The organism is Frigoribacterium sp. RIT-PI-h, from assembly GCF_001297205.1.
GTDB lineage: Bacteria > Actinomycetota > Actinomycetes > Actinomycetales > Microbacteriaceae > Frigoribacterium.
The window spans coordinates 1-22,432 of record NZ_LHOZ01000086.1 but is presented as its reverse complement, the minus strand read 5'-3'; the positions used below and the strand labels follow the sequence as shown (position 1 = coordinate 22,432).

At 72.8% G+C, this 22,432-nt stretch carries 18 protein-coding genes; 7 read left to right on the top strand and 11 right to left on the bottom strand.

The genetic code is table 11. The features are described from left to right. Together AEQ27_RS13100 and AEQ27_RS13095 are read left to right on the top strand one after the other, a co-directional pair. The coding region (locus tag AEQ27_RS13100; protein WP_235451092.1) for a CaiB/BaiF CoA-transferase family protein at positions 1–1,265 on the top strand (1,265 nt) is incomplete at its 5' end. After that, on the top strand, positions 1,262–2,131 hold the full coding sequence (locus AEQ27_RS13095) for a citryl-CoA lyase (RefSeq protein WP_235451091.1): 870 nt from the start codon (positions 1,262–1,264) through the stop codon (positions 2,129–2,131). The genes AEQ27_RS13100 and AEQ27_RS13095, both read left to right, overlap by 4 nt. 151 nt (positions 2,132–2,282) lie before the next feature. On the opposite strand, the gene AEQ27_RS13090 is transcribed toward AEQ27_RS13095, so the two are convergent. From AEQ27_RS13090 to AEQ27_RS13080, 3 genes are read right to left on the bottom strand one after another with little or no spacing between them, the layout of a single operon-like run. Then, entirely contained in the window at positions 2,283–5,747 is a 3,465-nt protein-coding gene (locus AEQ27_RS13090; RefSeq protein WP_054147063.1) for an ATP-binding protein, read from the bottom strand. Beyond that, positions 5,744–6,724, bottom strand: a complete 981-nt coding sequence (locus AEQ27_RS13085) for a DUF4194 domain-containing protein (protein WP_054147062.1) — start codon at positions 6,722–6,724, stop codon at positions 5,744–5,746. Before AEQ27_RS13085 ends, AEQ27_RS13090 begins: the two co-directional genes overlap by 4 nt. Beyond that, positions 6,721–8,427, bottom strand: coding sequence for a DUF3375 family protein (locus tag AEQ27_RS13080; protein WP_054147061.1), 1,707 nt, complete (start codon positions 8,425–8,427; stop codon positions 6,721–6,723). The genes AEQ27_RS13085 and AEQ27_RS13080 overlap by 4 nt, the downstream gene beginning before the upstream one ends. A 99-nt stretch (positions 8,428–8,526) precedes the next feature. Here AEQ27_RS13080 and AEQ27_RS13075 point away from each other — a divergent pair, with 99 nt between their 5' ends. The 3 genes from AEQ27_RS13075 (at position 8,527) to AEQ27_RS13065 (ending at position 11,939) form a co-directional block, all read left to right on the top strand. Beyond that, positions 8,527–9,999: a hypothetical protein gene (locus AEQ27_RS13075; protein ID WP_161805546.1), complete on the top strand. Its 1,473-nt coding sequence runs from the start codon at positions 8,527–8,529 to the stop codon at positions 9,997–9,999. Between the two features lie 229 nt (positions 10,000–10,228). Beyond that, entirely contained in the window at positions 10,229–10,900 is a 672-nt protein-coding gene (locus tag AEQ27_RS17860; protein ID WP_054147059.1) for an alpha/beta hydrolase, read from the top strand. 64 nt (positions 10,901–10,964) lie between these two features. Further along, on the top strand, positions 10,965–11,939 hold the full coding sequence (locus AEQ27_RS13065) for a RimK family alpha-L-glutamate ligase (RefSeq protein ID WP_054147064.1): 975 nt from the start codon (positions 10,965–10,967) through the stop codon (positions 11,937–11,939). A 157-nt stretch (positions 11,940–12,096) separates the two neighbouring features. Here the strand turns inward: AEQ27_RS13065 and AEQ27_RS18110 are convergent, their stop codons facing one another. The 5 genes from AEQ27_RS18110 to AEQ27_RS13040 form a co-directional block, all read right to left on the bottom strand. Further along, complete coding sequence (locus AEQ27_RS18110; RefSeq protein WP_054147058.1) at positions 12,097–12,393, bottom strand: hypothetical protein; 297 nt, start codon at positions 12,391–12,393, stop codon at positions 12,097–12,099. 49 nt (positions 12,394–12,442) lie between these two features. Beyond that, complete coding sequence (locus AEQ27_RS17415) at positions 12,443–13,027, bottom strand: phospholipase A2 family protein (protein WP_152970366.1); 585 nt, start codon at positions 13,025–13,027, stop codon at positions 12,443–12,445. A gap of 98 nt (positions 13,028–13,125) precedes the next feature. After that, positions 13,126–13,542, bottom strand: a complete 417-nt coding sequence (locus AEQ27_RS13050) for a hypothetical protein (protein ID WP_054147056.1) — start codon at positions 13,540–13,542, stop codon at positions 13,126–13,128. A 191-nt stretch (positions 13,543–13,733) separates the two neighbouring features. Next, the gene (locus AEQ27_RS13045; protein ID WP_054147055.1) at positions 13,734–15,527 is read right to left on the bottom strand and encodes a DEAD/DEAH box helicase; all 1,794 of its coding nucleotides are present in this window, start codon (positions 15,525–15,527) and stop codon (positions 13,734–13,736) included. Positions 15,528–15,587: 60 nt separating this feature from the next. Next, complete coding sequence (locus tag AEQ27_RS13040; protein WP_054147054.1) at positions 15,588–16,091, bottom strand: hypothetical protein; 504 nt, start codon at positions 16,089–16,091, stop codon at positions 15,588–15,590. Positions 16,092–16,198: 107 nt separating this feature from the next. Between AEQ27_RS13040 and AEQ27_RS13035 the strand changes: the two genes are divergently transcribed. Then, positions 16,199–17,023, top strand: a complete 825-nt coding sequence (locus AEQ27_RS13035) for a site-specific DNA-methyltransferase (protein ID WP_152970365.1) — start codon at positions 16,199–16,201, stop codon at positions 17,021–17,023. Here the strand turns inward: AEQ27_RS13035 and AEQ27_RS13030 are convergent. Beyond that, complete coding sequence (locus tag AEQ27_RS13030; protein ID WP_235451090.1) at positions 17,020–18,648, bottom strand: threonine/serine exporter ThrE family protein; 1,629 nt, start codon at positions 18,646–18,648, stop codon at positions 17,020–17,022. The two genes, AEQ27_RS13035 and AEQ27_RS13030, sit on opposite strands and share 4 nt — an antisense overlap. Positions 18,649–18,837: 189 nt before the next feature. Continuing rightward, positions 18,838–19,386: a hypothetical protein gene (locus AEQ27_RS13025; RefSeq protein ID WP_054147053.1), complete on the bottom strand. Its 549-nt coding sequence runs from the start codon at positions 19,384–19,386 to the stop codon at positions 18,838–18,840. 112 nt (positions 19,387–19,498) lie between these two features. On the opposite strand from AEQ27_RS13025, the gene AEQ27_RS13020 reads away from it, so the two are divergent. Next, positions 19,499–20,623, top strand: a complete 1,125-nt coding sequence (locus AEQ27_RS13020) for an SDR family oxidoreductase (protein WP_054147052.1) — start codon at positions 19,499–19,501, stop codon at positions 20,621–20,623. A 106-nt stretch (positions 20,624–20,729) separates the two neighbouring features. Here the strand turns inward: AEQ27_RS13020 and AEQ27_RS13015 are convergent, their stop codons facing one another. Then, positions 20,730–22,187 (bottom strand): APC family permease, encoded by a 1,458-nt coding sequence (locus AEQ27_RS13015; RefSeq protein ID WP_054147051.1) that lies wholly within the window; start codon positions 22,185–22,187, stop codon positions 20,730–20,732. Between the last annotated feature and the right edge of the window lie 245 nt (positions 22,188–22,432).

Genomic DNA, 22,432 nt, shown 5'->3' with positions numbered 1-22,432 from the left:
ACCCCACCCCGGCCCATGACCCCGGCCCGCCCCACGAGCCGGCCGAGGCCCACGACCGGCCCCGACCGCTCGACGGCGTCCGCGTCCTCGACATGACCAACGTCCTCGCCGGCCCCTACGCGGCGTACCAGCTCGCCCTGCTCGGCGCCGACGTGATCAAGGTCGAGACGCCGCACGGGGGCGACCTCGCCCGCCAACTGGGGGCGTCCGCAGAACTGAACCAGCGCCTCCCCGGCATCTCGTTCCTGGCGCAGAACGCGCAGAAGCGGTCGCTGACGGTCGCCCTGAAGAAGCCGGGCGGGGTCGAGGTGCTGCGGCGGGCGGTGGCCGAGGCCGACGTGCTGCTCGAGAACTTCCGGCCCGGGGTGCTCGAACGGCTCGGCTTCGGCTGGGACGTGCTCCGGGGGATCAACCCGCGGCTCGTCTACGCGGCGATCTCGGGGTTCGGGCAGACCGGCCCGCTGCGCGGCAAGCCCGCGTACGACCAGATCATCCAGGGCAGCTCGGGCATGATGAGCGTCACCGGCACACCCGAGACGGCTCCGCTGCGGGCCGGTTACCCGATCGCCGACACGCTCGGTGGGCTGGCGGCGGCGTTCGCGATCTCGTCGGCGCTGCTCGGTCGCGAGCGGACCGGGGTGGGCTCGGTCGTCGACGTGTCCATGCTCGAGACCGCGGCGACCGCCATGGGCTGGGTCGTCTCTAACCACCTCGTCGCCGGCACCCAGCCGCGGCCGCTCGGCAACGACAACGGCACGGCGGCCCCCTCGGGCACGTTCGCGACCGGTGACGGAGCCCTCAACATCGCGGCCAACAAGCAGGAGCAGTTCGAGTCGCTCTGCGCCCTGATCGGTCGTGCCGACCTCGCCGTCGACGCCCGGTTCGCCGCCCGCGAGGACCGCAAGACCCACCGCGCCGCGCTCACCCACGAGATCGAGGCGGCGCTGGCCACGCGCGGTGCCGCCGAGTGGGAGGCGCTGCTCAGCGACGCCGGCGTGCCCGCCGCGGCGGTGCTGACGGTGGCCGAGATGCTCGACAGCCCGCAGGTGCGCGACCGCGAACTCGTGCACGAGCTGCCCTTCCCGGGCGGTGCGGAGGGCGACGACCCGTTGCGGGTGATGGGGCACGGCATCCGTGTCGACGGCGTGCCCGGGGCGCCGACCCTGCCGCCGCCGTTGCTCGGGCAGCACACCGACGAGATCCTCGCCGAGCTCGGCTTCGACGCCGACGAGATCCACGACCTCAGGGAAGGAGGCGCGGTGTGAGCGCCGACGACAGAGCCGACCTCGAGGCCCGCCTCGCCGCGGCCCAGGCCGAGATCGCCCGGCTCGAGGCGAAGACCGCCTCGACCACCGCCTGGTGGTCGACCGGCATCACCAAGATCGAGCCCGGCGTCATCGAGCTACGCGGCTACCCCGTACAGCAGCTGATCGGCAACCTCGGCTTCGTCGAGACCGTCTGGCTGATGACGCGTGGCGAACGGCCCGAGCCGGCGCAGGCCGCGCTGCTCGAAGCCGCTCTCGTCGCGAGCGTCGACCACGGCCCGCAGGCGCCGTCGATCGCCAGCGCGCGCATGGCGATCACCTGCGGGGTCGGCCTCAACTCGGCCGTCGCGAACGGCGTCAACGTGCTGGGCGACACCCACGGAGGCGCGGGTCAGCAGTGCGTCCAGCTGCTGAACCGTCTGGTCGCCTCGCACCGCGACACCGGTGCACCGCTCGACGCCCTGGCCGCCGCCGAGGTCGCGGCCCACAAGGCCCGGGGCGAGTTCGTGCCCGGGTTCGGACACCGCTTCCACCCGCGCGACCCGCGCCGCGACCCGCTGCTGGCGCTCGTCGAGCGCGCACGCGACGAGGGCGTGGTCGAGGGGCGTCACCTCGACGCGGCCCTCGCCGTCGAGGGCGTGCTGGCGTCCCGCAACGTGCCGATGAACATCGACGGGGTGTCGGCCGTGGTCTACGGCGAGCTCGGCATCGAACCCGAACTGGCACGAGGGCTGTTCGTGCTCTCGCGGTCGGTGGGCATCCTCGCCCACGCCTGGGAGGAGCGCGGCTCGGGCCAGCGCATCAAGGGTCCGCTGCCCAAGGGCTTCCTGGCCGACTACACGGGCCCCGCCACCCGCGACCTCTGAGTCGCGGCCGCCGTTCGCTCGGCCGCGCCGGTGAGGCCCGCTCCGGGAACCGGGCGAGTTCGGCGGACACGGGCCGGCGCGGACGCCCGTGTCCGCCGAACCCGCCCGGAAGGTCGAACCCGCCCGGAAGCCCGGGCGAGTCGACCGCGGGTCAGGCGAGCGCGGCCGGGTCGAGGCCGTGCTGCTCGACCTGGATCGCCTGGCGGATCGTCAGCGGGTAGATGCGCGACAGCTCGGGGTTCGACGGGTCGCTCGAGATGTAGGCCACGCTCTCGACGTGCTGCTCGAACGCGTTGACCTTGTCGCGTGGCGCGCCCACCACGAGCTGGAAGCCGAGCGAGGTCAGCGCCGCCAGGGCCCGGCCGGTGTACTCGGCGTCGGCCTTGACGAAGCCCTCGTCGAGCACGATCGGCGCATAGGTCGGCACCCGGTCGGTGCCGTCGCCCAGCCGGAACCGCAGCGCGGCCCCGAGCACGAACGCGATGAGCTCCTGCCCCTCGCCGCCCGACTTGCCGGCCACGCCCTCGTGCACGATCTGCGTGCCGTCGGCCCGGGTCTCGATCGCCCGGAACTGGTAGTGCTCGCGGGCGTCCAGCACCCGACGGCGCCAGGCGTCGCCGACCTTCGACTTCTCCTCGAGGTGGGCGAGGTCGCGGCGGAGCCTCAGGAACCGGCGCTCGCCCTCGGACGCGTCCCGCGCCTCCGGGGACTGCGCCTGCGAGGACCGTCCGTCCGAGGACCGTGCCTCGGCCGTGCCCTCGGCCCCGCCGGTGTGCTCGCGCAGGGTGCGCTTGAACTCGAGCAGGTCGCCGTTCGACACCGGCCGCGGCTCGATGTCGAGCGTCGAGCCCTGCCGGAACTCGATCGACCGCAACGCCTGCGAGATCGGGCGGACGCCGCGGCGGATGACGTGGCCGTCCTCCTCGATCTGGACGAGGAGCGCCCGGAGGCTGTCGCCCACGTCGCTGCCGGCCTTCTCGAGCCGCCGCTGCTTCGCGTGCGGCAGGTCGTCCTCGACGAGCTGCCGGTGGATCGCCCGGACCGACGGCAGGCTCTCGATCGTCGCGTCGATGCCCGCGGTGCGGTCGAGCTCGAGGTAGCGCTCGAAGACGACGACGAGCGTCGACTCGGCGTTCGCGCGGTCGCGGTCGTGAGCGTCGACCTGGGCCCGCAGCGGCGACGCGGCGTCCCGGTGGAGCCGGGCGACGTCGGTCGCCTCGCGGGGTGCGGCGAACGGCAGGGGGGCGAGGAGAGCCCGCTCGTCGTCGGTCAGGGGCTCGGCGTCGGCGGCGTCCGCGAACTCGTCCTCGATGTCGGCGAGTGTCGCGTGCTTCTCGTCCAGCTGCGCGAGCACCTGATCGATCTCGGCCAAGCGGCGCGTCGCGGCGGAGCGGTCGTCGTCGTGCTGCGTCGCCTCGGCCTGCAACGTCGCGAGCTCGGGACGCTCGACCGCGATGCGGTCCAGTTGGGCGCGCAGGTCGTCGAGTCGCGTCTGCGCGGGGGCGGTGTCGAGCTCGTCCCAGGTGAACTCCTTCGCCCGGGCGACGGCGTCGGCGGCACGGCGGCGGTCGGCCGCCTCGGCCTCGATCGCGTCGTACTCGCCACGGACCCGGGCCAGCGCGGCCTCGAGGTCGACGATCTCGTCGCCGAGCTCGGCGATGCGCGCCGCGTTGTCGAGGCCGATCCACGAGCGGGTCGACCGGTCGTCCTTGATCACGCGGTCGCGCGACCCGGTGCGGAGGCCCCGTCGCGTGACGGCGCCGCGGGTGCCGGCCGGACGCGGGTCGTCGAGGTCGTCGGGACCCTCGACGCAGAGCACGCTGCGGTCGGCGACGAGTTCGTCGTGCAGCCAGCCGCGGAACGGGCTGGCCGGGTCGAGCCGCACCATCGCGGGCACGGTGTGGTCGACGGGCGTGAGCGTCGGCTCGGCCCCGGCGGTGGCCGGCACGAGCGTGACGCGTCCGCGCACGTCGTTCTCGTCCACCCAGCGGCGCACGGCGTCGAAGTGCGCGCGGTCGACGAGGAGGTGCGTGGCGAGATCGCCGAGCACCCTCTCGATCGCGACGGCCCACCCGGTGTGCTCGGGCGCGACCTCGAACAGCTCGCCGGCGTAGGGAAGGCTCGACACCGGCACGCCCGCCCCCTCGGCGATGCGGCGACGTCGCTCGATCGCGTCGTCGGGCACGTTGCTGCGGCGCGGCTCGAACGAGCGCTTCTGCTTCTCGAGGGCGGCGAGGGCCCGCTTCGTCTCGCCGAGGCGGGCGGCGAGGTCGCTGCGGGCGTCGGCGGTCGCGGCGCGGGCCGCGGCGTCGTCGGCCGCGAGGCGGTCGGCACGCTGCCCGAGGGCGACGAGCTGCTCGTCGTTCCGGGGGAGGGACTCGCCCGTCCCGTCCAGGGCGGCGGCGAGCCGGCCGCGGGTGCGCTCGACGGCGGCGAGCTCGGCCTCGGCGGCGGCCACGTGCTCGCGGAGCGACTGCGTGGGATCGCCCCCGAGCTCGCTGATCCGCGCCAGGGCCTGTTCACGGGACCGGAACGCGAGCTGCTCGTCCGCCTGGGCGCGCCTCCGGCGTTCGCCCTGCTCGCGCTTCTCGGTCGTGACGCGGTCGACCTCGCCGCTGACCCAGCTGCCCACGCGTTCGGCCAGCCAGACGCGCAGGCGGCTGGGCCCGTCGGCGTCCGCGAGGAGGCGGCGCTTGGCCGATCCGTCGCGGCCGGCGAGCTCGTAGCGGTCGGCGAGCGTCGGCACGCCCTCGAGCACGTCGAGCTTCTTGCGGGTCGTCTCGAACACGTCGTAGAGGGCGGACGCCTCGCGGTAGGTGGCGAGCGTGGTCTCCCACCGGCTGAGCGCCTGCGGCTGGACGAGCACGAACTGCTTGAAGAGGTCGTCGATCGAGAACACGCCCTTGGACGCCTGCGCCCGCCGCAGCAGGGTCAGGGCCTTGAGCTGCGACTCGTCGCTGCCGCCGATGCCGAGCTGACCGCAGAGCTGCACCCGCAGCTCGGGCTGCGACGAGGTCGCGGGATCGTGGGCGGGGTCGAGCAGCCGGGCGAGCGAGCCGCGGGTCAGCGGGTTCTGGCTCGTGCCCTCGCGGGTCACCTCGGACAGGCGGCTGAGGTCGAAGCGGCCCTGCACGAGCAGGTAGACGCTCGCCTGGGTGACGTCGTCCTGGCTCGCGGTGTCCTCGCCGATCCAGGCGACACGGACGGCCGTGACGGTCTGACCGAGCTCGGTCGACCACGTGATCGCGGCACCGCTCGGGAACGCCTGTCCGAGCGGTCGCAGGAACCGCGTCGTCGTCCGGTCGGAGGCGGCGTCGCGCACCTCGTCGGTCTTGCCGCGAGCGTAGCTGTAGACCGTGCGCTCGGACCGCTGGCGGCTGTCGTCGCGGGCGGCCCGGTTGAACTCTTGCGGGTTGGGCATGATGACCGCGGCCATGGCGTCGAGCACGGTCGACTTGCCGCGGCCGGTGGGACCGAGGATGGCGATGCCGCCGCGCCCCACGGGCATGCGGTGCAGGCCGGCGTAGCTGCCCCAGTTGAGCAGCTGCACCTGCTCGATGCGGTACTGGCCCGAGTGGAACATGCCGAGGTCGGGCGAGGTGTCGGCGATGCTCATGCCTGGGGTGCTTCCGGGTCGGTGTCGGTGTCTGTGCCGGTGTCTGTGTTCGTGTCGGAGTCGTGCGGGGGCTCGAGGTCGAGGTCGAGCGGGACGGCGGTCGGATCGGGTTCGGTCTCGGGAGCGTCGTCGTCGGCCGGGACGGCGGAGTCGTCGTCGTCGACGGGGTCGGCTTCGACCTCCGGTTCGACCGTGTCGTCGGTCTCGGTCTCGGCGTCGGTGTCGGCCGGACTGTCGGCCTCGCCCTCGCCGGTCGCGTCGCCCTCGACCCCCGCCGCCTCGAGGTACACCCGCTCGAGGTGTACCAGCCGGTCGGCGGTCATCAGCGGCACGATCGCGGGCGAGACGACGAACAGCTCGGGGTCGTCGGGCTCGGCCGTGAGCAGGTCGCGGGCGACGAGCGCGGCGATCGCGGCGTCGACGCGGCGACGGGCCCGCACCTCGTCGGAGCCCGAGTCGTCGTGGTACCGCCCGAGGAACTCCGCGACGGCGTCCTTCGAGATCACGACCGCCTCGTCGAGGCCGTCGGTGAAGGCGTGCTCGCGACGGGCGAAGACCATCAGCAGCGAGGCGTCCCGCGACAGCGGCTTCTCGCGGCGCAGCAGCACGGGCACGTCGTCCTCGCCGCCCTGCCGCTTGAAGGCGACCTCGTGGTCGTGGGCGACGACGCGCACCAGGAACATCTCCTCGAGCCGCGCCCGGATCTCGGGCTCGTGGGCGAGCAGGCCGGCCCAGGCCTCCTGCTGCCGGGCGCGCGACACGAACCGGTGGGTCAGCAGCGTGACCAGGGCCTTGCGTCCGGCCAGCGGCGGCGCGTCCGGAACGCCGGCCGCCCCGTCGTCGTCGGCGTCGCCGTCGTCGAAGGCATCGCGGGAGGCGCGCGCCGACTCGTCGACGGAGGGAGCGGTCGCCTCGGCGAAGGAGGCGCGGGTCGCCTCGTCGACGCCGGTCTCGTCCGAGGGGGCTGCGGGGCTCATGCGAGGTCCTTCGTGGTGGTCGTGCGGGTCGTGAGGTTTGCCGCGGCGGGGGCGGCGTCGGGCGGGCTCGCAGGGTCGCGCCGGAAGACGAGGCGGGGCAGCGTGACCTGCCGGCCCGCGCCTCCCGGGCTCGCGTCCGACGACGCGCCGAGGCCGGTGGGACCACCGGCGAGCTCGACGGTCTCGGTGTCGTCGCCGACGACGCCGCGCTCGAGCGCCAGGTCGAGCATGCTGAGGACGAGCCCGAGACGGCGGAACTCGGGCTCGGTGGCGCGGTAGACGTCGGCGCTCGTGACCTCGTCGCGGTCGGCGAGCAGCCGGTCGATCGTCGCCGAGACGGCCGCCGTGCTCGTGCCCGAGGTGAGGCGGAGTGCGGCCCGGTCGGCCTCGGGCAGGGTCGCATCGCCGATCGTCACCTGCACGTCGACCGTCGGGCGTGCGCGGTCGGTGTGCAGCTGCACCTGGCTGACGTCGCGGACGTCGAGCGCCCCGAGGCCCAGTCCGTCGCCGTGCTCGGCCGGCAGCATGGCGTGGCCCGGCCGGCGCTCGGCCCAGACGCCGCCCGCGTGCAATGCCCGGTCGGCGAGGGTGAGCAGGCGCTGCTGCTGGTCGGAGCCCGACCGGCTGAGGAAGCGCCGCAGCGAGGACGTCCAGCGACCGTAGGTCTCTTGCACGCTCTGCTCTTCGGCGAGCAGCGACGAGATGAGCGACTCGAGCTGTGCGCGCTGCCGCTCGGTGAGCTGTGCGGCGGCGTCGGGTTGCGCGAGGACCTTCTCGATGTCGGCCCGCATCACGTCGATCCCGCGCGACGAGAGCATCTGGGCGAAGCCGCGGTAGGCGCGACCCTCGGGGGTCTGCTCGAGCAGGTCGTTGTCGCGCAGGTACTGGTCGACGAGTGCGCCCTTGCCGACGTCTTCGGACGACGCCCGGCGCGCGACCTCGCGGTGTCGCTGCTCGACCATGGCGCCGAGCTGCCGGAAGTCCTCGGGCAGCGACGCGGTCAGACGGACCACTTCGCGGACCTGTCGGCGCAGCACGTCGGGAGCGGTGGGTTCGGTGCCGTGCCGCTCGATCTCGGCCTTGCGGCGCTCGAGCTCGGCGATCTGCTCGTCGAGGCGCGCGAGCTGCGACTCGCGGCTGGGGTCGGCGAGGCCCGCGAGCTGCCCGACGGCGTGGGCGATGCTGCCGAGCCGGGCCTCGCTGACGGCGTTGTCGCGCTCGACGAGGTCGCGCACGAGACGCAGCGCCTTGAGCGCGTGCGGCGACAGGCGGTACTCGGCGCGGGCGTCCGGTCCGGAGGCGCGGGTGCGGACGAGCCAGCGGCTCTCGACCCAGCTGCGGCAGTACTCGGCCGGGGTGGTCTTCTGCTCGGTGGGGGTCGGGGTGGCGACGGGCGTCGGGGACGCGGGCCGCGCCTCCTCGGGGGGCCGCGACGTCGTCGCCGGCTCGGACACGGCTGGCTCGGATGCCGCCTGCTCGGATGCCGCCTGCTCGGCGGCGTTCTGCTCGAGGGCGTCGGCGACCTGCCGGTGGAACCAGTCGGCCGACACCGGACCCTCGGCGTGCTCGAGGTGGCGGGAGAACAGCGGCAGCATCCACCGGGCGTTGTAGCCGCGGAGCAGGGCCCAGGTGGGGTCGTCTTCGTACGCCGCGCGCACGTCGTCGCGGCTCAGGGCGTCGTCGTGTCCCGACGGGTGGTTCACCAAGCAAGACCTCCGGCAGTCGTCGGACGACGATACCAACTGGCGACGGTCCGCCCTGCGACGGTGTCGCTCGTCGTCCACAGCGGCCACGATGGGGGGATGGGGATCAGGTCGAGGCGGGGCGTCGTGGCGACCGTCGTCGTGGCCGTCCTCGTGCTCGGCGCCGGGTGCGCGAGCTCCCAGGACCTGCTCGCCCGGTTCGAGTCCCGCATGGAGGGTGTCGACGGCGTCGTCGAGATCGAGACCGCAGGGACCGACTACCCTTTCGGCAGCGCGGTCGCCCAGGCGACGGTCGTGGTCGAGGACGATCTCGGCGACGACGACCTCGCGGCCGTCGCCGAGCACATCAGGCCGTTCGTGGCCCGCAACGTCGGCGACTCCTCCGGCTGGCAGTTCGTGGACGTCCGGCGAGGCGCCGTCTCGTTCGAGGTGCTCGCCGACGAGGGCGACACGGCGGCACAGCTCGATCTCGCCGGTCGCGTCGCGGACGACCCGGTCTTCGCCGAGGTGTCCCTCGCCACGCACGCGTTCGGCGAGGGACGGGCGACCGGAACCGACTCGCCTCGGCAGGGGTTCGGGATCACGGTGGTCCCCTCGGATTCGTCGGACGTCGTCTCGGCCTGGCAGCGGGCCCGCTCCCTGCGGGACGCCGCGGCTCAGCTGACCGACGTCGACGTGCCGGCCTGGAGCCCGGACTCCCGCCGGTTCGTCACCGAGCACGTCAGTGGGTTCCCCTCGGTCCTCGACGACCCCGCGACGTCCGACGTCGTCCTCGACGCCGCCGACCAGGGGCGTCTGCTCGATGCCGTCGGGGCCACCGACCTCGGGCCCGGGCGGGTCGACGTCCTGCCGGAAGGCATCAGGGTCGATCTCGACACACCGACCGTCACGGGGTACCACTCGCCGGACGAGGGGGCGGAGGCGTCCCCGCGAGCCGCCCGGATCGCCGGCGTCCTCGTCGCGATGTCGGAGGTGCCCGGCACGTCGATCGGCTTCGTCGACTCCCCGGACGAACGGCGGGGGCGCGGCGGCGGCCTGTCCGCCGCCGAGTCGTTGGTCGACGTCGTGGCGCCCGGCACGGTCACCTACTCGGCGATCAGTGCCCGGTCGGTCGAGGTACGGACGTCGGGGCTCGAGGGCGTCGTGCCCGCGATGCAGGCCATCGGTGGCTCCGCGGCCGTGTCCGGGATGGACGAGATCCACGTCTCGTCGGACGGCACCGACCGCCGCGGTCTCTCGTTCTCGGGTCGGCCCGAGGCTCTAGCGGTGCTCGCGTCCGTCACGGGCGCGATCGTGGCCGCGCCCCGTATCGAGGGCATGGCCGTGACAGTCACGGAGGGCCGAGTCGGCATCGAGCTCGACGACACCGCCACCGACACCGCTCTGACGGACGTCGTCGGCGCGGTTCGGACGGCACCGGTAGGGACCGTCGTGACGTTCCGGCGAGACGTCCGAGGGGCGGGCGACCTCGCCACCGAGACGGTCGGGCAGGGGGCGACGAGCGGCTGCTCGGCGCTCGACGCCGACGATCGACTTCTGTGCGAGATCGTCGCCTCCGCCTGGGGCGGGTGATCGCCGGACGACGAGGGTCCTCACCTCGTCACGCCCTGTCGAGAGGCCCGTCGAGCGCTGATCCTGAGATCGCCCTCACCACGTCCGTCGCGAGACACGGCGTCACCATCCGTCACGAAACGTCACGTCGTTCGCATGGCCCGAGCCCCCGGGCAGAAGATGACGGGACGCGGGGTCGCCGCTCGCCGACGCTCCGCACCGATCCGTCGTCGAGCGCAGGGGAGTCGTCGTGACCAGCAGGAACACCCCTCCGACCCCGACCGTCGACGCGCGCGGCACCGTGGTCGTCCTGCTCGGGGCGGGCGAGCGAGCGGACGACTTCGCGAGGCTCACCGACCGTCTCGTCTTCGACGGGTACCGGGTCGAGCTGTTCGACGACGTCTCCACCGACGTCCGCGCCGTGCGGGCGGGCGTCGAGCGGCTCGTGCGCGACCGGGCCCTGCCGAGACCCGTCGTGCTGCTCGGCTCAGACGTCGGGGCGACCCTCGCGGCGTCCGTCGCGGCCGACTCGGTCGCGGTCGCGGCCGTGGACGCGGTCGTGCTGACCGGCGTGCTCACCCCGGCCTCGCGACGAGGCCTCGGGCCCGACCGACGGGACGACCGGACCCGGAGGGCGCTGCCGACGGGGTTGTCCCTGCCGGCGGCACGGTCGGTGGTGCAGCCCACCCTGGTCTTCCACGGCGACGGGGACCGGGTCACCGAGGTCGCGGACGCCGTCGCCTGGGCGGCCCAGCTGCCGCGGGGTTCGGTCCGCCTCGTCGGCCAGGGTGAGCACGACGTGCTGCGGGGCCCCGGCCACCGCACGGTGACGGCCTCGATCGTGCTCTTCCTGGAACGGCAGCGCAGTGACGACCCCGTGCTCGTCGACGCGTTCGCGGCGCGCACGCCCCGGCCGACGTGACGCGACGTGTCCCCGTGTGTCGGCCGGGCTGGCACCCCGGGCCCGAACGGTGCACGATCGGACGATGACCTCCCCGATCGACCACGCCGACCCGACACCCGTCGTGCACGTGCTGCACGACAACGCCGAATGGCTGCCGCCGCTCGTCACCGCGCTCGACGCTGCGGGGGTGCCCCACCGCGAGCACCTGCTCGACGGGACGTCCTTCGACCTCGCGTCCGCGCCTCCTGAGGGGGTGTTCTGGTCGCGGCTGAGCGGCTCGGCTCACACACGCGGCCGGGGGACCGCCAAGGAGGTCGCCCGAACGACCCTGCGCTGGGCCGAACGGCACGGGCGCCGGACCGTCAACGGCAGCGGTGTCGTCGAACTCGAGGTGAGCAAGGTGGCGCAGTACCTGGCGCTGGCATCCGCCGGCTTCGACGTGCCCGCGACGACCGCCGTGTTCGGCACCGCCGACCTCAAGGCCCGGGCCCGCGAGCAGACGCTGCCGTTCATCACGAAGCACAACCAGGGCGGCAAGGGCCTCGGGGTGCGCCGCTTCGACGACCTCGACTCGTTCGACGCGTACGTCGACGGGCCCGACTTCGAGGTGCCGGTCGACGGGATTACCCTGCTGCAGGAGTTCCTGCAGGCCGAGGAGCCCTTCACCACCCGCGTCGAGTTCGTCGGCGGGCGGTTCGTCTACGCGGTGCGGGTCGACACCTCGGCCGGCAGCTTCGAACTGTGCCCGGCCGACGCGTGCGTCGTGCCCGACGGCGCCGACCCGGCCATGTTCGCCCCGTTCGCGGTCCGCCCGTCGGTGACCGCCGAGCACCCGCTCGTCCGACGGCTCGAGGCCTTCGTCGCCGAGCACGGCATCGAGGTCGCCGGCATCGAGTTCATCGAGACCGTCGACGGTCGGTTCGTCCCGTACGACGTCAACACGAACACCAACTACAACCCCGACGTGGAGCGGTCGTCGTCGGTGTCGGCGGCTGCGGCGCTCGCCGCGTGGCTGGGTGAGGTGCTGTCGGCGGAGTACGCCGCGACGCCCGCCTAGCGTCCTTCACGTCGACACCTGCCTGGCGCCCTTCACCTCGAAGCCCGCCTCGCGTCGTTCACGTCGACACCGCCGAGTGGACACGGCACCGCGTCGTTCCGCGGTGCGTTAACCACTCGGCGGTGTCGCCGGGCCGGGGTGTCGCCGGCCGGGGGTGTCAGGGGCCGGCGATCAGGACGATCAGGGCCCAGGCGGCGGGCAGCAGGGCCACGGCCGTGATCACGTTGGCCACGAGGAGCGCGGTCACGCGTGCCTCGCGTCCGGCACGGGGCGGTGACCCGCCCGGTGTTGCCGTCTCACGGGCGGGCGTCGACGGGCGAATGGCTCGCAGGCAGACCACGGCGCCGATCACACCGGCCACCGGCACGATCGCGACGGGAACCCAACGGACGGCGTCGTCGGCACCCCACGGGACGGCCACGGCGACCACGGCCGAGATCAGCCCGACGGCCAACGCGACGACGGCCGTGCGGATGGCCAGGTCAGCCCGATCGACCGCCCGCTCAGAACGGATTGCACACCCCCGTGCTGAAGACGAGCTTGATCGCCGCGGCGACGGCACGCTCGTTCGACTTCATCTGCCCGGAGAACCGGTCGATCTCGGCCTTAAGCTGGGCGTCGCAGGCACAGCTGAAGTAGCCACGGTCGCCGTAGCACTTGTCATGCCGCTCGCAGAGGCGGTCGAGGGTGTCGACCGCCGTCCCGCCGCCGTGGCCGGGGCCGCACCAGTTGCCCCACACCGGGAAACCTGCCGCTACCCGCGCGCCGTCGGAGGGCTGGCTGGCCGAACGGATGCTCACCATGTCGTTGAAAGCTTCTCCGGCGAGGAGCGTCTCGGGGGAGGCCCCGGCCTGGGTCGCAGCGTCGACGTCGAAGGTCGAGGTGCCGGTCGCGTCGGCGACGATGAACGGCTCAGTGGCCTGCACGACGGTGTCCACGGCGTTGGGTGCTGCGGTCTCCGCCGCCGACGCCGAGGTCGCACCGCCGATCAGTGGTGCGAGCAACCCGATCGACGCGGCGATGACCACCGCGGTGCCCGCCAGTCGTCGCATCGAGGAACGGACAGGAGACCTCGTCGTTGATGTCATGCTTCGACCGTACAGACCTGTTCGGTCATGTACCACCCTTACGGGGGGTTCTCCTCCTCACGGAGGAGGCGGGCACCAGCCCCCACAAAAGCGCTGTGTCAGCGGCGTTCAGGAGGCGCGGGTGGCGCCGGCGAGGTCGCGAACGCCCCGGCCGCGAGGCCGGTCAGCACGACCGCACCGATCGTCACGGGTGCGAGCGGCCCGGCGAACGCCCCGGCGAGGCCGACGGATGTGCCGAGGCCGACGACGAGCTGGCCGATCACCAGGAGCACGAGGCCGAAGCCGGAGCCGAGGAGGCAGACCCGGGCCAGGTCGTCCAGTCGTCGGGCGTCGTCGGCGAGGCGACGCGTGGCCGGCGTTCCCGGGAGGCCGACCGCGAGCCGGTGTCGCATCCGCACGAAGAACACGAACGCGACGGCCGACAGCAGCAGGGGGATCGCACTGCCGATCGTGAGGGCGGTCTGCACGACGCCGAACAGGGCGTCGGTGCCACCGGGGGAGGGTGGGGTGCTCATCGGGCTCCGTTCGACTGGGGTGGTGGGTGCACGGGCGAGTTCGTCGCAGACGGGCGCCTCCGACGGCCCGGGGACCACGAACTCGCCCGTCCGCGACCGTCCCGGGCCGACCGGCCGACAAGCGGACCGGACACGACGACGCCGACCAGGCGGGAGGCGAGGTCGGCGTCGTGGGCCGTGCGGCCGGTTGTCTAGTAGCGGGGCTTGCGGGCGGGCCGTTCGCCACCCTGGGACCGGTCGGGGCGGTCGTCGCGGCGGGGCGCGCCTCCTCGGCGGTCGGGTTTGATCTCGATGAGCTTGCCGCTGATGCGGGTGTCGCTCAGACGGTCGAGCATGTCGCTCGAGACGTCCGAGGCGAGCTCGACGACCGAGAAGTCCGGGCGGATCTGGATCGCCCCGAAGTCGTCGCGGCTCAGGCCCCCCTCGTTCGCCAGGGCGCCCACGATCTGACGCGGCTCGACACGGTGACGACGACCGACCTCGATGCGGTACGCCGTCATCGGCTTCGACGTGCGTGGCCCGCGCTCGCGGCGCTCGCCCCGGTCGTCGTCGCGACCGCCGCGCGGGGCGCGGTCGTCGCGCTCGCGCAGCGGACGCTCGTCGCGCTGCGGTCGTTCGTCTTTCGGGTCGAGCAGCAGGGGCGTCTCGCCCTGGGCGACCACGGCGAGGGCGGCGGCGACGTCGGCTTCGGGCACGTCGTGGTGCTCGACGTAGTGGCTGATGATGTCGCGGAACGCCGAGATGCGACCGTCCTGCGACAGGGCCTCGGTGATCGCGTCGTCGAACCGGGTGAGCCGGGTGCTGTTGACGTCCTCGACGGTCGGCAGCTGCATCTGCGTGAGCGGCTGGCGGGTGGCCTTCTCGATCGCACCCAGCAGACGACGCTCGCGCGGCGTGACGAAGCTGATCGCGGCACCGCTGCGGCCGGCACGGCCGGTGCGGCCGATGCGGTGCACGTACGACTCGGTGTCGATCGGGATGTCGTAGTTGACGACGTGGCTGATGCGGTCGACGTCGAGACCACGCGCCGCGACGTCGGTCGCCACGAGGATGTCGAGCTTGCCGCTCTTCAGCTGGTTGACCGTGCGCTCGCGCTGGGCCTGGGCGACGTCACCGCTGATGGCCGCGGCCGAGTAGCCGCGGGCACGCAGCTTCTCGGCGAGGGCCTCGGTCTCGCTCTTCGTGCGGACGAAGATGATCATGCCCTCGAAGTTCTCGACCTCGAGGATGCGCGTCAGGGCGTCGACCTTCTGCGGGTACGACACCATCAGGTAGCGCTGGGTCGTGTTCACCGAGGTGGTGGTCTTCGCCTTGACCGTGATCTCTTCGGCGTCGTTCAGGTACTGCTTCGAGATGCGACGGATCTGCGGCGGCATCGTGGCCGAGAACAGCGCCACCTGCTTGTCGTCGGGGGTGTCGGCGAGGATCGTCTCGACGTCCTCGGCGAAGCCCATCTTCAGCATCTCGTCGGCCTCGTCGAGCACGAGGTACTTGAGCTCGCTGAGGTCGAGGGTGCCCTTGGCGAGGTGGTCCATGATGCGACCGGGCGTGCCGACGACGACGTGGACGCCGCGGCGCAGGGCGCTCAGCTGCACGCCGTAGGCCTGGCCGCCGTAGACGGGCAGGACGTGGACGCCGCGCATGCCGGAGGCGAACTGCTCGAACGCCTCGCAGACCTGCAACGCGAGCTCGCGCGTCGGCGACAGCACGAGGGCCTGCGGCTTCTTGGCCGAGACGTCGAGGCGGGACAGGATGGGGAGCGCGAAGGCGGCGGTCTTGCCGGTGCCGGTCTGCGCGAGGCCGACGACGTCGCGGCCGTCGAGCAGGGTGGGGATCGTGGCGGCCTGGATGGCCGAAGGGGTCTCGTAGCCGATCTCACGGATGGCCTTCAGGACCTGGTCGCTCAAGCCCAGATCGGCGAACGTCGGCGTCGTGTCGGCTTGCTCTGTGGCGTCGCTCGGGGCTTGCTCGGTGGTGTCACTCATGGTGCAACGGTATCTCGTCCCGGGCCTCCGCCGTTGCTCCCGTCCGCGAGGCGGGTCGAGTCACGTCGGTGCGGGGGGCAGCAGCGCCACGACGAGCGTGGTCACGACGATCACCGTGGCCAGTGCCGAGGTCGTGACGGCGAGCCGTCGCAGGGCCCGTGACCGGCCCGGCCGCCGCCCGACGGTGGCCGACAGCAGGGCCGCCCCGGCGAAGGCGGCCGAGGTCAGGCCGACCACGGGCGCCGAGGCTCGCCGGCCTCGAGCGAGGTCGAGCGGGAACTCGACAGCGCCCTCGTGCAGTTCGGCCCAGCCCCACGCGACGTACCCGGCGGCCGCGACGGCCGACAGGGCGAGCGCGAGGGCCGGCCGGTGGGGGATCGGCTCGCGATGGACGTAGACCGTCGGGCCAACTCGCCGAGGGTGGCGCCGGGGCTGCAGGATCGGGTCGTCGGGGTCGAGCGTGTCGTCGAGCGGGAGCCGACCCTGGCGGTGGAGCACGATCACCTCGTCGACCGGACGAGGGCGCCTCGAGTACGGCATCTGCTTCTTCGCAGGGGACGACACGGCCGTTAGCCTATCGGTCGTCCGGGCAACGAGCGGGCCTCGATGTCGGCGGCCCGAAGTAGTCTTCTCGACGACCGATCCCACCCCGCGACACCCCGAAGGACGACGTGCAACCGACGTACCGCACCGCCAGCGGTCGGCTCTTCCAGGCCGATTGCCTCGAGGTCCTCGCCGAGCTGGACGACGAGTCGGTCGACCTCGTGTTCGCCGATCCGCCGTTCAACCTGGGCAAGGTCTACGGGGCGGGCATCGACGACTCGCTCGACGAGGACGCCTACCTGGCCTGGTGCCGCCGATGGATCGCCGAGTGCGTCCGGGTGCTGCGGCCGGGTGGCTCCTTCTACCTCTTCAACCTCCCCCGCTGGAACATCGAGCTGGGCCACGTGCTCAACGGCGAGGGCATGACCTTCCGCCACTGGGTCGCCGTCGACATCAAGTACGGTCTGCCGATCCCCAACAAGCTCTACCCCTCGCCCTACTCCCTGCTCTACTACAGCAAGGGCAAGCCGTCGCGCTTCGTCCGCCCCCGCCTGCCGATCCAGGTCTGTCGCCACTGCGGCCGAGACATCAAGGACTACGGCGGCCACCGCAGCAAGCTGCACCCCGACGGCATCAACCTGACCGACGTCTGGCTCGACATCCCCCCGGTTCGACACCGGGCGACGAAGACCCGGGGGGCGAACGAGCTCAGCGAGAAACTGCTCGAGCGCGTGCTGACCATCAGTTCCGAGCCCGGTGACCTCGTCCTCGACCCCTTCGGCGGGTCGGGCCCCCCCTCCGCCGTGGCCGTGAAGATGCACCGCCACTGGATCGGTGCCGAGATCGGCGACGTCCGACCGATCATCCGCCGCCTCGAAGGCGAGGACGCGCAGGTCGAGCTGCCGGGACGCGGAGACACCGGGGGCGGGGTGGCCGCCGGGGCCGAGCGCTAGTCGCTCGAGGTCGCGTGCTGCGCCGGGGGTGAGACGGTTCGGACAGGGGTCGAGAGAGCGACCCCGGGCAGACGCGGTGCGGTGGGGTCGGCGAGGCGCGGCCGCTCCGGGGCGGGCGGCGCCACCGGCGGCGCCGCCGAGACCGGCGCCGGCGCGGCCGACGGCTCCGCGACGACCGTCGGCACGCTGACGCTGGTCGGCGTCGTGTGCGTGCGCACCGGCTGCACCTGCACGCGCCTGGCCCGGCGCAGCCACCGTCGGGCTCCCGGGGTCGCGAGCAGGCTGCCGAGCACGAGTCCGGCACCGATCGCCAGCGTCGTGAGCATCGAGAACACGAAGTCGACCTCGGCGCCGTCGTTGCCGGCCATGAAGTTCAGCAGCGACGACGCGACGGCGAGCGACGGCAGCAACGACCCGCAGAACGCCGGCACGGCGATGACCGTGGCCGCCGTCCGCAGACGGGCCGCGGCCACGGTCGAGAGCGCACCCAACAAGGTCGCCGCGACGAACGTCGCCCCCATCAGCGGCAGCCCGAGGTGGCGCAGGGTGAACAGCGAGAGGTTGCCGACCAGGGCGACGCCGATCGTGATCGGGATCATGCGGGCGGTCGACCCCTGGGCGATCGAGTTGGCCGACGCCGCGGCGAAGCTCGAGATGAGCGAGAGCCAGAGCGGCAACGCCTGCAGGGTGATGTTCGTCGGGTCGACCTCGATGTCCGCGAAGCGTGCGGTCACGGCGAGACCGGCCGGGATGCCGCAGACCACCCCCGCGACGATGAGCCCGATCACCAGGGCGCGGCCGACGGCCATCGACCGGAAGCCCGAGATCGCGTCCTGGGCCCAGGTGACGATCGTGGGGTGCGGCAGGACGAGGACGACCACGGCCGCGACCAACGCCGCCGCGCCTCCTGGTGTCAGCAGCCCCGCCCAGATGCCCAACGTGCCGAGTGCGGCGGTGGACGCGGCCTGCAGGCCGATGACGAAGAACTGGGGGATGCCCCGGGTGGTCAGCCCGCGACCCGACGCCATGATGCCGATCATCACCACGAACGCGCCGACGGCGGCCTGCCACGTGCCGCCGGCCTGCAGCGTCACGGAGACGCCGAGCAGGCCCATCGCGAGATCGGTCAGCCACGACGGCCAGCGGGGTGGGGACTTCAGCACCTCGACGAGGCCGGCCACCGCCTCGGTCATGTCGCGGTCGTCGTGCAGCAGGTCGTCGACGATCTGGTAGACCCGCGACAGCCGGTGCAGGTTCGACCCCTCGGCGTAGATGACCCGGGTCTTGACCAGCGGGTTGTGGCCGGCCGGGGCGTACTGGATGGTGATCGCCGTGCCCGTGATGTCGAGCTCGAGCGGGGCGAGGTTCCACTTGGTGCTGACGGCCACGATCGCGACCTCGGTGCTGCGGACGTCGGCACCCGACGACAACATGACGTCGCCCAGGTCGAGGCAGAAGTCGACGATCTGCCGCGGCGAGTAGAGGTCGCCGCCGATGCCGTGCTCGGGTGTCGTGCCCTCGTAGATGGTGCCGCGCAGCCGAGCCCGGACGTCACGCAGCTCGTGCTGGTTGACCAGTCGCGACTGGGCCGGACCCCGCGGCTTGCTCTTCGGTGCCTTGGGCACCCGTGGCGGGCGGGGCCTCCCCGGGGTGGGCCGCTCGGGGCGCCTCGCGTCTGACACGCTGACCTCTTCCTCACTGACGACCGGCCGGGCCGGCGCACCGCCGAGGCGGTCCCGCGCGGACCCGTCCGTCGAGTCTAGGAGGCGCGGCGCCGGACGTCCGGGCCCGTCACGTCGTGCAGGCCGGCGGCCCTAGGACGCGTGGTCGGCGTCGTCGTCCTCGCCACGGTCGGCCCGCGACTCGCCGGCGTCGCCCCGTTCGCGCCCGGCATCGGCCATGTCGCGGTGGCCGTGGTCGGCCCACGGGACCGAGTGGTCGCCGTCCCGCTCGGCCGCGTGGGCCCGGGCGTCGCGCTCGGCCTGCGCGACGAGATCGGGGTCGTCGTCCCCGTCGTCGTCCGCGCCGACGAACGGCGACTGCGTCTGGGCCACGATGGCCTGAGAGGTCGAGCCGAGGATGACGCCGGGGTCGACGCCCTTCTCGTGGGCGAGGGCAGCCGTCAAGCCGGCCGCGAGGCTGCCGCCGGCGACGCCGAGGGTCGCCACGACGTCCTCCTGGCGAGGGGTCAAGGGCTGGTCGGTCAGTTCGGCGACGACCTCGCGCAGGTTCTCGTCGCTGGCCTCGACGGCCGCGGGGTCACCCTGGGTGATGGCCGCGGCCTGCGACACGACGGCCAGCGCGAGCGCGGCCGCCTCTTCTTCGGGCGTCCGGTTCGTGGGCTCGTTCGTGTCGTGATCCATGGGCCGACCGTACGCTCGGCGCGTCCGGCGGCCTGTCAGGGGGCGCCGCCCGGGGTACGGGGCGATCCGCTCTCGGGGGAATGCGGGGAGGCGCGCGCGACTTGGACCACGGATGAGCACCACCGAGACACCCCAGACCGACAGCACCCAGCCCGCCACGGGCGGAAGCGTCCCCGGCACCGCGCTCGTCGTCGGCGCCAGCGGCATCACGGGCACCGCCCTCGTCGAGCAGCTGACGCGCGAGGGGTGGGACGTCCTCGCCCTCTCCCGCCGCGCCTCCTCGTCCGCGGGGGTGACGGGCATCGCCGCCGACCTGACGAGCGCCGAGAGCCTGCGCACCGCGCTGGCCGACGCGAAGCCGACGCACGTCTTCTTCGCCGCCTGGCAGAAGCGCGACACCGAGGCCGAGAACATCGCCGTCAACGGCGCCATGGTCCGCGACCTGCTGGCCGCGCTAGACCACGCCCCGGTGCGGCACGTGTCGCTCGTCACCGGGCTGAAGCACTACCTCGGCCCGTTCGAGGCCTACGGCACGGGGAACATGCCCGACACGCCTTTCCACGAGGACGAGGAGCGCCTGCCCTACCCGAACTTCTACTACGCGCAGGAGGACGAGCTCTTCGCGGCCGCCGAGCGCCAGGGGTTCACGTGGTCGGTGCACCGCTCGCACACCGTCATCGGGTTCGCCGTCGGCAACGCCATGAACATGGGGCTGACCATCGCCGTGCAGGCCGCGCTGAGCAAGCGCCTCGGCCGCCCGTTCGTCTTCCCCGGCAGCGAGACGCAGTGGAACTCGCTCGTCGACGTCACCGACGCGGGCGTCCTCGCCGAGCAGATGATCTGGGCCGCGACCGACCCGGCCGGTGCCGACGAGCCGTTCAACGTCGTCAACGGCGACGTCTTCCGCTGGCGCTGGCTGTGGCCGCGCCTCGCCGGCCACCTCGGCATCGACCCCGCCCTCGTCGAGGGCTTCGAGGGCGAGCCCCGGCCGCTCGAGCAGCAGATGGTCGGCCTCGAGCAGGAGTGGCGCGACCTCGTCGCCGAGCATGACCTCGCCGAGCCCGAGCTGTCGCGAGTCGCCTCGTGGTGGCACACCGACGGTGACCTCGGCCGCGACATCGAGGTCGTCACCGACATGGGCAAGGCCCGCGACGCCGGCTTCACCCGGTACCGCCGCACCGAGCAGGCCTTCGTCGACCTGTTCGAGCGCTACCGCGCCGCCCGCCTCATCCCGTAGGCGCGCGATCCGCCGAGGAGGCGCGGGTCGGCGGCAGGGCAGGTGCGGTGTCGGTCACGCGACCGGCGCCGCGCCTCCTGCGTCCTCGACCCGCGCCTCCGGCCCTCTACGCCCTCGGGTCGGCGTGCTCGGCGTCGGCGATCGCGTCGCTCGGCACCGGCCTGCCCCGGCGGGACACGAACGTGACGAGCCAGAGGACGACGCCGATCGCGAGCAGGCCGCCGGCGATCGTGTACTGCTCAGCGCCCCGACCGGAGGACACCGGCAGCACGAGCCAGAGGCATGCCACGACGCCGACGATCGGCAGCACCGTGCCCGCCCGGAAGTGCGCGTGCGTCACCGTGTCGCGCCGCAACACGAGGACGACGACGTTGACCAGGGCGAACACCGACAGCAGCAGCAGGGACGTCGTGCCGCCGAGCACGGCCACGATCGGGGACTCGGGCGACAGCGAGACGTAGCCGATCAGCACCAGGCTGAGCGCCGTCGTGAACACGATCGACGCCCACGGGGTCTGCCGTGTGGCGTGGACCTTGCCCAGGAAGCCCGGCAGCACGCCCTGCTTGCTCATGCCGTAGAGCAGTCGGCTGGCCATCATCATGTTGATCAGCGCGCTGTTCGCGACGGCGAACATCGAGATGAACGGCAGCAGCCCGCCGATCGGGAAGTCCGGGGCAGCGGTGTTCACCACCGTGACCAGTGGCGTCTCGTTGTCGGCCAGCTCGCCGATCGGCACGATCGCCACGGCGCAGATCGAGACGAGCACGTAGATCACCGCGGTGATGCCGAGGCCGGTCAGCATGACCTTGGGGAAGATGCGGCTCGGGTCCTTCGTCTCCTCCGCCATGTTGACCGAGTCCTCGAAGCCGACCATGGCGAAGAACGCGAGCGACGTTGCCGTGCTGACGCTCAACAGCAGCGACTTGTCGCCGGGCGTCTCGAACAGCACGACCTGGCCCCAGTCGGCGTTGCCGCCGGCGATGAACCAGAAGCCGATCAGGATCACCATGACGAGGCCGGAGAGCTCGATCAGGGTGAGCACGACGTTCGCCTTGACGCTCTCGCTCACGCCGCGAAAGTTCACGGCCATCACGAGCAGCATGAACGCCATCGCGATCAGCATCACGGCCGAGTTCGACAGCTCGACGCCGATGCCCGCCGCCAGGTTGGCCGCGAACGCCCGTGACGCCGTCGACGCGCTCGTGATGCCCGAACACATCACCACGAAGCAGACGATGAACGTCACGAAGTGGATGCCGAACGCCTTGTGCACGTAGAGGGCCGCGCCCGCGGTCTGCGGGTACTTCGTCACGAGCTCGAGGTACGAGAACGCCGTCACCAGCGCCACGGCGAACGCGATCAGGAACGGCAGCCACGCCGCACCGCCGACCTCGGCCGCGACCTGCCCGGTCAAGGCGTAGACGCCCGTGCCCAGGATGTCGCCGACGATGAAGAGCAACAACAGCTTCGGGCCGATGGCCCGCTTCAGCTCGGTGGGACTCTCACCCGTGTCGGTCGTGGGCGGCTGGGCCTGGTTCGCGGGCTGCTGGTTCGTCGTCGACATGCTGACCTCCGGGGGCGCATCGGTGTGTCTCGGGCGTTCCGGTCATCCTGCTCCGGTCGTCGCGGCGACGGAAGAGGCGGCCGCACATCGTCACGGCCCCGAAACGTGGGAGGGCGTCCGCCCCGCGGCCCCACGGCGAGGAGGCGCGGGCCGGCACCCGGGGACGCAGGCGGTTCCCGAGCCACGCGTCGTAACCTGAGCCCATGTCGGTCCGCCTGTCCCCACCCGAGTCGGTGACGCCCGGC

Bases quoted from the DNA above. Each gene is read 5' to 3' on its own strand.
- AEQ27_RS13090 (WP_054147063.1), bottom strand. From the start codon at position 5,747: ATGAGCATCGCCGACACCTCGCCCGACCTCGGCATGTTCCACTCGGGC.
- AEQ27_RS13085 (WP_054147062.1), bottom strand. From the start codon at position 6,724: ATGAGCCCCGCAGCCCCCTCGGACGAGACCGGCGTCGACGAGGCGACC.
- AEQ27_RS13075 (WP_161805546.1), top strand. From the start codon at position 8,527: ATGGGGATCAGGTCGAGGCGGGGCGTCGTGGCGACCGTCGTCGTGGCC.
- AEQ27_RS13065 (WP_054147064.1), top strand. From the start codon at position 10,965: ATGACCTCCCCGATCGACCACGCCGACCCGACACCCGTCGTGCACGTG.
- AEQ27_RS17415 (WP_152970366.1), bottom strand. From the start codon at position 13,027: ATGACATCAACGACGAGGTCTCCTGTCCGTTCCTCGATGCGACGACTG.
- AEQ27_RS13050 (WP_054147056.1), bottom strand. From the start codon at position 13,542: ATGAGCACCCCACCCTCCCCCGGTGGCACCGACGCCCTGTTCGGCGTC.
- AEQ27_RS13045 (WP_054147055.1), bottom strand. From the start codon at position 15,527: ATGAGTGACACCACCGAGCAAGCCCCGAGCGACGCCACAGAGCAAGCC.
- AEQ27_RS13025 (WP_054147053.1), bottom strand. From the start codon at position 19,386: ATGGATCACGACACGAACGAGCCCACGAACCGGACGCCCGAAGAAGAG.
- AEQ27_RS13020 (WP_054147052.1), top strand. From the start codon at position 19,499: ATGAGCACCACCGAGACACCCCAGACCGACAGCACCCAGCCCGCCACG.
- AEQ27_RS13015 (WP_054147051.1), bottom strand. From the start codon at position 22,187: ATGTCGACGACGAACCAGCAGCCCGCGAACCAGGCCCAGCCGCCCACG.